General features: G+C 62.3%; 12 protein-coding genes. 1 reads left to right on the top strand and 11 read right to left on the bottom strand.

From position 1 onward, the window contains the following. Window positions 1-86: 86 nt before the first annotated feature. The gene (gene ettA / locus JH15_RS04815) at window positions 87-1,748 is read left to right on the top strand and encodes an energy-dependent translational throttle protein EttA (protein WP_043527508.1); all 1,662 of its coding nucleotides are present in this window, start codon (window positions 87-89) and stop codon (window positions 1,746-1,748) included. Window positions 1,749-1,805: 57 nt separating this feature from the next. Here ettA and JH15_RS18030 read toward each other — a convergent pair whose 3' ends face one another. The 11 genes from JH15_RS18030 to ispF all read right to left on the bottom strand — a co-directional run bounded on the left by JH15_RS18030 (window position 1,806) and on the right by ispF (window position 12,101). Then, on the bottom strand, window positions 1,806-1,961 hold the full coding sequence (locus tag JH15_RS18030) for a DUF1328 domain-containing protein (RefSeq protein ID WP_156105246.1): 156 nt from the start codon (window positions 1,959-1,961) through the stop codon (window positions 1,806-1,808). A 106-nt stretch (window positions 1,962-2,067) separates the two neighbouring features. Next, window positions 2,068-2,982: an LpxL/LpxP family Kdo(2)-lipid IV(A) lauroyl/palmitoleoyl acyltransferase gene (gene lpxL, locus JH15_RS04820; RefSeq protein WP_043527511.1), complete on the bottom strand. Its 915-nt coding sequence runs from the start codon at window positions 2,980-2,982 to the stop codon at window positions 2,068-2,070. A 33-nt stretch (window positions 2,983-3,015) separates the two neighbouring features. Further along, window positions 3,016-4,152 (bottom strand): alanine racemase, encoded by a 1,137-nt coding sequence (alr, locus tag JH15_RS04825; RefSeq protein WP_052383898.1) that lies wholly within the window; start codon window positions 4,150-4,152, stop codon window positions 3,016-3,018. Between the two features lie 123 nt (window positions 4,153-4,275). Next, window positions 4,276-5,733 carry a TolC family outer membrane protein gene (locus JH15_RS04830; protein ID WP_043527513.1) on the bottom strand — a complete coding sequence of 486 codons (1,458 nt, stop codon included), beginning with the start codon at window positions 5,731-5,733 and terminating at the stop codon, window positions 4,276-4,278. 121 nt (window positions 5,734-5,854) lie between these two features. Continuing rightward, complete coding sequence (rpoS, locus tag JH15_RS04835) at window positions 5,855-6,832, bottom strand: RNA polymerase sigma factor RpoS (protein WP_043527516.1); 978 nt, start codon at window positions 6,830-6,832, stop codon at window positions 5,855-5,857. A gap of 105 nt (window positions 6,833-6,937) precedes the next feature. Beyond that, window positions 6,938-8,176 carry a peptidoglycan DD-metalloendopeptidase family protein gene (locus tag JH15_RS04840; RefSeq protein ID WP_043527518.1) on the bottom strand — a complete coding sequence of 413 codons (1,239 nt, stop codon included), beginning with the start codon at window positions 8,174-8,176 and terminating at the stop codon, window positions 6,938-6,940. Beyond that, window positions 8,169-9,104, bottom strand: coding sequence for a DUF368 domain-containing protein (locus JH15_RS04845; protein ID WP_043527521.1), 936 nt, complete (start codon window positions 9,102-9,104; stop codon window positions 8,169-8,171). Before JH15_RS04845 ends, JH15_RS04840 begins: the two co-directional genes overlap by 8 nt. Continuing rightward, window positions 9,101-9,766 carry a protein-L-isoaspartate(D-aspartate) O-methyltransferase gene (locus JH15_RS04850; RefSeq protein ID WP_043527523.1) on the bottom strand — a complete coding sequence of 222 codons (666 nt, stop codon included), beginning with the start codon at window positions 9,764-9,766 and terminating at the stop codon, window positions 9,101-9,103. The genes JH15_RS04845 and JH15_RS04850 overlap by 4 nt, the downstream gene beginning before the upstream one ends. Further along, window positions 9,753-10,499 carry a 5'/3'-nucleotidase SurE gene (gene surE / locus JH15_RS04855; RefSeq protein ID WP_043527525.1) on the bottom strand — a complete coding sequence of 249 codons (747 nt, stop codon included), beginning with the start codon at window positions 10,497-10,499 and terminating at the stop codon, window positions 9,753-9,755. The genes JH15_RS04850 and surE overlap by 14 nt, the downstream gene beginning before the upstream one ends. A gap of 33 nt (window positions 10,500-10,532) precedes the next feature. Next, window positions 10,533-11,591, bottom strand: coding sequence for a tRNA pseudouridine(13) synthase TruD (truD, locus tag JH15_RS04860; RefSeq protein WP_043527527.1), 1,059 nt, complete (start codon window positions 11,589-11,591; stop codon window positions 10,533-10,535). Between the two features lie 24 nt (window positions 11,592-11,615). Beyond that, the gene (gene ispF, locus JH15_RS04865) at window positions 11,616-12,101 is read right to left on the bottom strand and encodes a 2-C-methyl-D-erythritol 2,4-cyclodiphosphate synthase (protein WP_043528849.1); all 486 of its coding nucleotides are present in this window, start codon (window positions 12,099-12,101) and stop codon (window positions 11,616-11,618) included. Between the last annotated feature and the right edge of the window lie 2 nt (window positions 12,102-12,103).

Raw genomic sequence — 12,103 nt, forward strand, 5'->3', positions numbered from 1 at the left:
AGGTAACGAATGGGCGGACTGGCCTTTCGGCGGGTCCGCCACTATCATCGGTGTCCACCTAAACCCCTCAACCCAAGTGGATGCCCATGGCGCAATACGTCTACACCATGAACCGGGTGGGCAAGGTCGTGCCCCCCAAGCGCGAGATTCTCAAGGATATCTCGCTCTCCTTCTTCCCGGGTGCCAAGATCGGCGTACTGGGTCTCAACGGGGCGGGTAAGTCCACCCTGCTGAGAATCATGGCGGGTGTGGATACCGAGTACGAGGGCGAAGCCCGTCCGATGCCGGGCATCAACGTCGGTTACCTGCCCCAGGAACCTGAACTCGACGATGACAAGAACGTCCGTGAAACCGTCGAGGAATCCCTTACCGAGATCAAGCAGGCCCAGGAAAAGCTGGATGCCGTATATGCAGCCTACGCCGAACCTGACGCGGATTTCGATGCCCTGGCCAGCGAACAGGCCAGGCTCGAGAATCTGATCGAGGCCTCTGACGCCCATAACCTCGAGCGCAAGCTCAACGTGGCCGCCGAGGCCCTGCGTCTCCCGCCCTGGGATGCACGTGTCGGCAACCTCTCGGGCGGTGAACGTCGCCGCGTGGCCCTGTGTCGCCTGCTGCTGTCCAACCCCGACATGCTGCTGCTCGATGAGCCGACCAACCACCTCGATGCCGAGTCGGTCGCCTGGCTGGAGCGCTTCCTGCACGACTACTCCGGCACCGTAGTGGCCATCACCCACGACCGCTACTTCCTGGACAACGTCGCCGGCTGGATCCTCGAACTCGACCGGGGCCATGGCATCCCCTTCGAGGGCAATTATTCACAATGGCTCGAGTCCAAGGAGAAGCGACTCGAACGGGAAGCCAAGCAGGAAGCCTCTCGCCAGAAAGCCATCAAGCAGGAGCTCGAGTGGGTACGCAGCAATGCCAAGGGCCGCCAGGCCAAGAGCAAGGCGCGCCTCAACCGCTTCGAGGAAATGCAATCCGGCGACTTCCAGAAGCGTAACGAAACCAACGAAATCTATATCCCGCCCGGTCCGCGCCTGGGCGACAAGGTCATCGAGTTCCACAACGTGACCAAGCGCTTCGACGACAAGCTCCTCTATGAGGATCTCTCGTTCAGCGTGCCCAAGGGCGCCATCGTCGGCCTGGTCGGCGGCAACGGGGCGGGCAAGTCCACCCTGTTCAAGCTGATCACCGGCCAGGAGCAGCCCGACAGCGGCGAAGTGGTGCGCGGCGAGACCGCCGATATCGCCTATGTCGAACAGCTGCGCGATGCGCTGGATGACAAGCAGACCGTATGGCAGGCGGTCTCCGAAGGCCAGGACATCCTCAGCATCAACGGTTATGAAGTCTCGTCGCGCGCCTATGTGGGCCGCTTCAACTTCAAGGGCAACGACCAGCAGAAGTACCTGTCGGAACTCTCGGGGGGCGAGCGCGGGCGACTGCAACTGGCCCAGACGCTGAAGCAGGGTGCCAACGTGCTGCTGCTCGACGAACCCTCAAACGATCTCGACATAGAGACCCTGCGCGCGCTGGAGGACGCCCTGCTCGCCTTCCCCGGCTGCGTAATGGTGATCTCTCACGACCGTTGGTTCCTCGACCGTATCGCCACGCATATCCTGGCCTTCGAGGGTGATTCGCAGGTCGTCTTCTTCGAAGGTAACTACACGGAGTACGACGAGGTCCACCGCAAGCGCGTGGGCAGCGATACGCCACATCGGATCAAGTACAAGCGTATCGACGCCTGACCTTCGCCGGCTGCGTTATTGGATAGACAACAATCCCGCCTTCTCGAGGCGGGATTTTTAACGGCGTCCGCGAAATAGCGAACAGAAGAAGCCTCCCAGGAAGATAACGAATAACCCTTGGGCGACGATGACGGTCACGCTGGCAAACGTGCTGGAGACCAGCACGCCGAGGATCACGGTAATCACCAACGACAACAGCACGTTCCCGAGCATGGCGCCTCCGTGGCCAAGGTCGAAGCAACTTCAATTCAGCCTCGACTTCGCCTGCGGGAGGGTCAAGTTAACTTAGGTTAGGGCCTGTAACCCAGCCATGCTTATCTCAGTAGAAACCCGCCTCACCGCGGGGGCGCGTCTTGAAGCGACGATGTAACCAGAGATACTGCTCCGGGCGTTTGCGGATTGCCTGCTCGATGAACGCATTGATGCGCGTGGCATCGGCGACCTCATCGCCAGTGGGGAAGTTTTCCAGCGGGGGGAGGTATTCCAGCGTGTAGGTTCGGTCATCGGGATTGCGATGAAACATGAAAGGAAGCACCGGCGCTCCGGTCAGCCGCGCGATCTTGGCGGTAAGCTTGATGGTGGCTGCCTCGATGCCGAAGAACGGCGCGAACACGCTGGCATCACGCCCGAAGTCCTGGTCGGGGGAATACCATACGTTATGTCCCGTCTTCAGGCGACGCAGGACGCCGCGCAGGTCACGCCGGTCGATGGCCTGGCCGAAGATGCGGCTACGCGCCCGAGTCATGAATCGCTCGAACAGCGGATTGTCATGGGGGCGATACACCACATCGGCGGGGAAGAACAGTGAATGCAGTGCCCCACCCAGGTCCAGGGTCGAAAAATGCACGCCGATGATCAAGGCGCCCTTGCCTTCGGCCTGGATACGTTCCATGTGCTCCTGTCCCTTGAACGTGACCCGGTGGCGCAGGTGCTCGGGATCCCGGCACCAGCCGGTGGCCGTCTCGAGAATCCCGATACCATTGGCAATGAAGGTATCGCGTACGAGTTGTCGCCGCTGTTCCAGGTCCTTTTCGGGGAAACACAGTTTCAGGTTGGTATCGGTGATGTGGCGGCGACGCCCGGACAGACGCCATACCGCCAGTCCGAGGAGCCTGCCCACGGCAAGCTTGAGACGCCAGGGAAGCCAGGCGCCGATGTACATCAGGGCGATTGACAGCCACGTGGGCCAATAGCGGGGGTGGGCAAAGGAACGGGGATAGTCGGTCTTGGCCATGCGCCGGCGTGCCTCGCGAGAGGCAGGTCTCCTCTAGTGATTGGGCGTGTCAGGGCTTTTCGTCCCGACCGGGCCACCATGATAACGTCTCGGCACCCGCGGAAGCACCCCGGTCAGCAGGGTATAGCTGATGGTATCGCAGTAGCGGGCCACCTCATCGACCGGCAACCGCCCCCCTCGCGGGCCACTTCCCCACAGCACCACCGACGAACCGATGTCAGCCTCGGGAAGGTCGGTGATGTCGACTGTCATCATGTCCATCGATACCTTGCCAGCCAGGGGCGCACGAATGCCATCGACCAGCACGGGTGTGCCATCCCGCGCGTGGCGGTCATAGCCATCGCCATAACCGCACGCCACCACCCCGATGCGAGAGTCGCGCGGTGCCCGCCAGCGTCCGGCATAACCTACCGGCTCGCCCTCGGCCAACTCCCTGACGGCGATGATTTCAGAGCGCAGCGTCATGACCGGAGCCAGGCGTCGGCTGGCATCATTGGCCCCTTCGAGCGGATCACTGCCATAAAGCATCACCCCGGGGCGATTCCAGGCACCATGCGCCTCGGGCCAGGCCAGTGTCGCTGGCGAGTTGGCCAGACACGTCGGTGCGCCAAGACGTGCGGCCAACGTATCGAGCACGGCCACCTGACGACGGAAATAACTGGAATTCAGCGCGTCCGCCGTAGCGAAGTGGCTCATCAGGTGCACATCCGTGACCCGCTCGGGGGCGGCCATGAGTCGTGCCCACGCCTGCTCGGCCTGTTGCGGCGAGAAACCCAGCCGATGCATGCCCGAATCGACCTTCAGCCAGGTCGCAATCGGGCGGCGGGGAGAATACGTCAGCAACGCGTCGAGCTGCCATTCGCTATGTACCGTGGTCCACAGGCCCAAGGTATCGATGCTACTGAGCTCCTCCGCCTCGAAGAACCCTTCGAGCAGCACGATGGGTGCTTCGATCCCGCCTTGCCGCAGGGCGATCGCCTCTTCGATGCAGGCCACGCCAAACGCAGGCGCCAGGTCGGCAAGCGCCCGAGCGCAGGCAATGGCACCGTGGCCATAGGCATCAGCCTTGATCACCGCCAGGGATTGGCTATTGAGCGCCAGGTCACGCGCCAGGCAATAGTTGTGACGCAGCGCATCGAGGTCGATATCGGCGATCAACGGCCGAGCCATAACGAGTCTCCACAATCATCCCATAAAAAGAGGCACTCCAGCCTGGCTGTGAGCACCTCTTGAGTGAGAACAACTATTTTCGATTACTCGCGCGTTTTCATGGTTAGAAGCGCATCGAGAACGTCACTGCGGCATCTGAGGGCGCGAGCCGATGTTGGTCACCCGACTTTCGGGGCCTTCTGGCGCCTCGGGGAGCTCCGGCGAGACCGGCTCGTTCTCGAGCAGCCACTGGTTGACCGTCTGGATCGTCTGCGCATCGAGAAGGCCTGACTGTTGACGCAGGTTCAACAAGGTAAGCACGTAGTCGTAGCGTGCTTCGGCGTGATCGGCGATGGCCGTGAACAGGCTTTGCTCAGCATTCAGCACATCGACGATATTGCGGGTGCCCACTTCATAACCAGAACGGGTGGCTTCCAGCGCACTGCGGTTGGACTCGATGGCCTGGCGCCGCGCTTCGACGGTCTCGACGGCATTATTGGCCTGGGTGTGCAGTGAGCGTACCTGCTGAACGGTATCGCGCCGCTGTGCCTCGAAATCGTACTGGCTGGCTTCCAGGTCAAACGTACTCTGGCGTATCTGCGCCGTGGTGGAACCGCCGGTATACAGCGGCAGGCTGGCACGCAGGCCGATCTGGCTGTTTGAATCGTAGCCTTCCAGGCTATCGCGATCGCTATCGGCATACTGGTAGTTGGCAAACGCTTCGACCAGGGGGAGCTGACCGGCGCGCGATACGTCGATGCCACTGCGCGCGATTTCCACGGCGAATTCGGCGCCCCGGATCGCCGGGCTGTTCTCAATGGCCAGCTCGACCCAGGTATCGCGATTGGCGGGTTCGGGCGGCTCGATCGGTAGTTCGTCGGCCAGCGCCTCGATGTTAGCGTAGCGCTTGCCGGTCAAGCGTTCCAGCGCCTCGAAACTGACCTGCATGGCCCCTTCAGCCGCGATGCGCTGTGAGCGAGCCAGGTCATAAGACGCCTGCGCCTCGTGAACGTCGGTGATCGCAACCAGACCGACCTCGAAACGCTCGCGCGCCTGCTCGAGCTGACGAACAATGGCGGCTTCTTGGGCACGGCGTGCCGCAAGCACGTCATGGGCCCGAAGGATCTCGAAGTAGGCTTCAGCGACTTCGTAGAGAATCTGCTGCCGGGTGGCCTCGACAGACATCGACTGCTGGCCGATCTGGCGTTCGGCCTGCTCCAACTGTGCCCGGTTGGAAGGGTCGTAGAGTGCCTGCGTGGCTTCCAGGGAAAGACTGGCGGAATTGTAGTGGTCTTCACTGTCGCCGCTCCCCCCCGGCCTGAACAGCGATTGTTGTATCGAATCTTGGCTGTTGTAGATGCGATTGTGCGCCGCATTGGCGGAGCCACCGATCTGTGGCAACAGCGTACCGCGCTGGGCGTCTCGTGCCGCTTCGACGCTACCGAACCCGGCCCTGGCTGAGGAGAGCGTGGCGTTGTTATCCAAGGCATCGCGCGCGACGGTCCACAGGTCCGCAGCAAAGGCAGAGCTTGCCGGCATCAGCGCCAGCAAGAGGGAAACGGAATAACGCGTTAGACGTGACGAAGGAGTGTCAGCCGACATGGGCATTCCTTAGTTGGCGATTGTGTACGCGTCCAGTATGCCAGCGGTTCGTGCAAAGAACATGATTGAATCGGCCGGCCAACTGTGTACAAAGCACCCAGTCGACCGGTCGCTTTCGCCGTTATTCGAAGATGGCGTCGAGCGATAACCCCTGCTTCTCGAGTGTACGACGCAACTTCTTCAGTGCCTCGACCTGGATCTGGCGAACCCGCTCGCGGGTCAGGCCGATCTCCTCGCCGACTTCTTCGAGCGTCGCCGCTTCATGCCCCCGCAGCCCGAAGCGACGGATCACCACTTCCATCTGCTTGTCGGTCAGCTCGGCCAGCCAATCGTCGACATGCTGCTTGACGTCACCATCGACCAGAGAGGATTCAGGGCCCACGTCGCTGTCATCGGCGATGGTCTCGATCAATGGCTTGTCGCTCTCGCCGCCCATCGGGTAATCGACCGACGAGACACGCTCATTGAGCCCCATCATCTTCTTGACCGTGGCCACCGGCTTGTCGAGGTAATCAGCGATTTCCTCGGGAGTCGCCTCGTGATCGAGCTTCTGTGTCAGCTCACGTGCGGCCCGCAGGTAGATGTTGAGTTCCTTCACCACATGGATAGGCAAGCGAATGGTGCGTGTCTGGTTCATCAGCGCACGTTCGATGGTCTGGCGTATCCACCAGGTGGCGTAGGTAGAGAAACGAAAGCCGCGCTCGGGATCGAACTTTTCCACCGCGCGGATCAAGCCCAGATTGCCCTCTTCGATCAGGTCGAGCAGCGATAATCCCCGATTGAGATACCGGCGGGCGATCTTGACCACCAGGCGCAGGTTCGACTCGATCATGCGCGACCGACCGGCCGGGTCGCCCTTTTGGGCCAGCCGGCCGTAATAAACTTCTTCCTCGGGGGTCAGAAGCGGCGAAAAGCCGATTTCGTTCAAGTAGATCTGTGTAGCATCGAGACTGTGGTGGTACTGATTTTCTTCGCGGCTAACGGCCTTTTCGAATTCCTGTTCGCTTTCCTTGGCGCCTGACTCTTCCACGTCGCTTTCGAACGCGTCGTCTACCGCCTCGAGGTCCACATCCTGAATATCCCGTTCAAGCATGCTCATGTCGCTACCTCGTTTCAGTGCTACCTTTGAATATGACCGCTATGTTGCGGAAACCTTTCCCTGGCGCCGGGCAGTGCCCATTGTTGTCGTGCGGTCTTGTCTTGCTCAGCGCGATGGCAGGTATTCCAAGGGGTCCTGGGGCTGCCCGTTACGACGCACTTCGAAGTGCAATTTGACACCATCGGCATCCGTGTCTCCCATGGTGGCAATCACTTCTCCCGCCTCGACCACATCGTTTTCCTTCACACGAAGGCTCTCGTTGTGAGCGTAGGCGCTCAGGAATTGATCGTTGTGTTTCAACAGGATCAAGTTCCCGTAGCCGCGTACCCCGCTGCCTGCATAGACCACGATCCCGGGTCCGGCCGCTTTGACAGGTTGCCCCTTTTGCCCGCCGATATCAATGCCGGCGGTGATACTTGAGCCATCGCCGAAACGACTCAATACCGAACCCTCGACAGGCCACTGCCAGGGCACCTCCTCGACGGGCGTATAGCTGCGACCGCTACGCTCTGCGGCGGCTGGCGCCGGCTCGCCCCCCCCTGCCGTGCCGGCATCCGGCGCCTGGGAAGGCTGCTGCCGGGGCTCATCGGTTGCCGGCTGCGAGGCGTCCTGCGAGGGCTGTTGCGAGGACTGCTGCGACGCCTGCCGTGTGTCCTGGCCGCCCTCATTGGAGGCGGCAGAGGCGTTACCGGCTTCCGTCGGTGCCTGAGGCTGCTGCTGGGCCTGGGCCTGTTGACGCTCTAGGATCTCACGCTCGCTCAGGTCCCGCTCACTGAGCCGCCCATCGGCGCCGGGGCTGTCGTAATTGAATATCGGGCCAGGGCCACCACCGGTCGTTCCTTGGGCGGCCTGCTGACCGCCCGCCACGGCAGCCGCACCGAGGGCCGCCGGGCTGGTACCGGACTCCTCTATGGAACGCGCGTTCAGCTGACTGTTGCGGGCGATGGCACGCTCATCCGGTGCCAGCCAATCAGGGTTGCCGCCGCTGGCGTCGACATCAATCGCGCCGCTGACTTGCGTGCCGGTCGCCGTCGCTTGCGCCATGTCACGACGCTGCGTCTGGGCCTGTTGTTCGCCGCTGCCGCCCAAACGAAGCTCCTGGCCGGGCTGCAAGCGGTAAGGCGGGCCGATGGCGTTGAGCCTTGCAAGCTCGCGAAAATCCATGTCGTGACGCCAGGCAATGCCATACAGCGTATCGCCGGGCTCGACGGTATAGGAACTCGCCGCCCCACGCTCGCGGCTTACAGATAGGTCCTGCACCTGTACTTGGGAGGGCCCCTGCTGCTGTGTCGTGCAGCCAGCCACACCCAAGGCCATGGCGGAAATCAAAAGGGCCTTACGCATAGGAGTCCTCCTCCAGAGAAAAACGATCGATGACGATGACCAGACCCAGGCCGACCAGCATCAGGGCCAAAACGCCGTAAAGCTGTGCAGATTCGCCGGTCAGCAGGGCGTAATCGCCGGGAAGTAGATAGCGATAATCCAACGGGATCATTCTGTCGTCAGGCCCTAACTGGTACCCGATCAACTCTCGCCAAGGCCAGAGGGTCGGCAGCGAGCCGAGAATGAACCCGATCAAGAGTTGCAAGGTGGCAACGGGATAACTCCGCAGCAGCCAGGACAATAACCGCGAGAAGAAGAACAGGCCAAGGGCGCACCCTGCCGCAAACGGCATCAGGAGACCGAGTTCAACGCTCTTGATGGCCTGCATCACGGTTCCGTAGAGTCCCATGCTCAACAGCAGGAAGCTTCCCGATACCCCGGGCAACAACATCGCGCTGATAGCGATACTGCCGCCCACGGCCAGGATCAGCCAATCCGCGCCCAATGCAGCGACACTCGGCATCAATCCCGGCAGCTGCCTCGCCAGCAGCAACCCGGCGATCAACGGTAACACGTGCCACAAGTGCCAACGCCGTATCCGATGGCTGACGACGAAGGCCGAGGCCGCTACCAGGCCGAAGAAAAAGGCATCCAGCAACAGGCCATGCTCTTCCATCAGATAGGTCACGGCATGCGCCATACTAAGCAGGCTGATGGCTATGCCCAATAACAGGGGCGCCAGGAAGGCCAGGTTGAAATGCTTCACAAGCCCCGGCCATCGCTCGCGACGCCATACGGGGAAAGCACTGGGCCCAAAGCGGCTGATGGTGTCGATCAGTTCCCGATAGATGCCAGTGACGAAGGCGATGGTACCGCCCGAGACCCCGGGGACCGCATCGGCGGCTCCCATGCCGGCTCCCTTGAGAAACAGGGAAAACGCTCGCTTCAATGAATGACTCCTTGCAAAAGTGGGACGAAACGCACCGGCTCGAGGCGCTGGTAATCATAAATCCGATCGCGACGGCGAACCTGGGTCAGCCACTGGCTGCCATCCGGCTCCTCCACCGGGGCGATCAGTCGCCCGCCTTCGGCGAGCTGAGCGAGCAGTTCCCGCGGTAATTCGCTGGCGCAGGCCGTGAGCAGAATCACATCGAAGGGAGCGGCCTCCTGCCAGCCATGGCCGCCATCCGCCAGGCGCAGACGAACATTATTGGCCCCCAGCCGACGCAGACGTTCACCGGCGCGCCGGTGCAGTGCGGCAATCCGCTCGATGGACCATAACTGCGGCACCAGCCGCGACAGCACCAGTGTCTGGTACCCCGATCCCGTGCCGATTTCGAGTACCCGCTCAGGGGCTTCATCGAGCACCAGCTCGGTCATGCGAGCCACGATCCACGGCTGGGACAGCGTCTGGCCGTGACCGATAGGCAGCGCCGTGTCCTCATAAGCCCGATGCGACAAGGCCTCGTCGAGGAACAGGTGACGCGGCTCCCGCCGCATCACATCGAGTACCCGAGAGTCTTCGATGCCTGACGACTTGAGACGAGCCACGAGTCGATCCCGGGTTCGCTGCGATGTCATGCCGACACCGCTCAGTTCATGTGAGTGCATCCAACCAACCCTGAACGTCGCGCAAGGCCGCATGCCGGGTCAGGTCGGTCTGCAGCGGTGTGATCGAGACATAACCCGCCTCGACGGCGGCAAAATCGGTATCCTCGCCGTCGTCGGCACTGGCACCGACCGCGGCGATCCAGTAGCGCTCGCGACCGCGCGGGTCGAGCACCTTGAGCGGCTGAGCCGCCGGGCCACGATAGCCCATTCGTGTGACGCGAAACCCCTTGAGCTCTTCCCAGGGAACGTCGGGCACATTGACGTTGAGCAGGCTACGCGGGGGCAGCGAGAGCTGGTCGGCCGCCCCGACCAGGCTCGCGGCGACGCGCCCCGCCGTATCGAAATAGCGCGAGCCAACCAGCGACATCGCGATCGCCGCCATCCCCAGGTTGCGCCCTTCCATCGCCGCAGCCACGGTCCCCGAATAGAGCACGTCGTCGCCCAGGTTGCCGCCATGATTGATACCTGAAATCACCAGGTCGGGGCGCTCGTCCCAGACCCCGTTCACCCCAAGGTAGACGCAATCAGCCGGGGTACCGTCGACGCTGTAGAAGCCGTTATCCAACGCGTTGAGCGCCAAGGGGCGTGTCAGCGTCAAGGAGTTGCTTGCCCCACTCTTGTCGCGATCCGGCGCCACTACACGGACCCGGGCATGGGCGGTCAGAGCATCGTAAAGCGCCCGAAGTCCCGGGGCATGCACACCATCGTCGTTTGACAGCAACAGTTTACGCATCGTCTATTCCCGAGTGTCCTATATCGACCCGCGCTAGCAGAGGTCGGCGTGATGCATCAGTTCGCGCAATACCGACGTGGCGAAAGCGCCGGCAGGTAGATCGAAGCGCAGCGTCAAGGCCTGCGCCTCCCGTATTAACATCGGCTCGCCCAGGCGAATCCGTAGTGCTCGGCGGGCCATCCGAACCCCAGCACGATCCAGCCCCTCACACAGCGAGGGCTCGCGCTCGGCCAACATGGCTTCAACCTGCTGGGCCTGGCCCTGGGAAGCCAGGTTGCCACTGCCCCAGAGCACGCCGGTCGGATGCACATCCAGGCAGGCCAGACGATCCGACAATGTTCCATCGATGCGCTCGGCCAGGAAATGGCTCTGCGTACCGTCGAGCATCATCACCTCACCGGGTAGCCCGGTTCGCCAACTTCCATCGGCGACGCGTCGTGACAGCAGCTCATTGAACAGAAAACTGCGGGCCGTCGACAACATCATGCCATCACGATCGTCGCGCTTGCGCCAGCCACGTGCGAGCACTCGCCTCGCCTGGACCAGGTTACGTCCTCCCGGGCCGAAGCGCTGGGGGCCGAAAAAGTTGGGTACGCCATGATCGCACAGCCATTGCCAGCGCCGTTCCACGTCAGGGTCACGCGCGACCTCACCCGTCAGGCGCAGCACGAAGCGGTTGCTACGGTGCACTCCCCGCTTGAGCTTGCGCGGATGGCGCGCCTGCTCATGTATTACCACGGGTGTATCGTCGAGCCGCTGAACCAGGTCGACAGGCGCCTCACGGCCCGGCAGGTGGACCGACAACCACTGCCGAGTCACTGCCACCCGATCCTTCATGCCCGAATAGCCGATATCGCGAGGCGTGACCTCACAGGCGCGTGCCAAACGTCTGGCCACCTCCAGCGTGGACATGTCGCGCTTCTCGACCCACAGCCAGAGGTGTTCGCCCTGTCCCTCCGGTGCGAACCCGAGTTGCTCCTCGACCTGAAAGTCCTCGGGGCTAGCACGGAACGCTCCCGCAGGTGGCGGTCCCATGAGATTATTCAGGACCCGTGACCAGCTCGGGGGCCAGGCGGATGCCGTCTCAGTCATCCATGACCCCGCTCATCCATGACCTCATTCACCCGAGCCGCCCTTCTGCAGGAGCACCACCGCCTCGGCAGCGATACCTTCTCCACGGCCGGTGAAGCCCAGGCGCTCGCTGGTGGTGGCCTTGACGTTGACCGCATCCAGTGGCATCGACAGGTCGCTGGCGATATTGGCGACCATCGTCTCGATATGCGAAGCCATGCGCGGTGCCTGGGCGATCACCGTGGCGTCGACATTCACCACGTGATGACCGCACTGAGCCACCAACGATACGACGTGGCGTAGCAATGCGCGGCTATCCGCGCCCTTCCAGGCCGGATCGGTATCGGGAAAGTGACGTCCGATATCGCCCAGGGCACATGCCCCGAGCAAGGCATCGCTGACGGCATGCAACAGCACATCCCCATCGGAATGGGCAATGAAGCCTTGGCTGAAAGGGATCGCGACGCCGCCGATCTTCAGATGATCGCCGTCACCGAAGCGATGCACATCGAAACCATGGCCGATTCGCAGAC

The sequence above is a fragment of the Litchfieldella xinjiangensis genome (assembly GCF_000759345.1).
GTDB lineage: Bacteria > Pseudomonadota > Gammaproteobacteria > Pseudomonadales > Halomonadaceae > Litchfieldella_A > Litchfieldella_A xinjiangensis.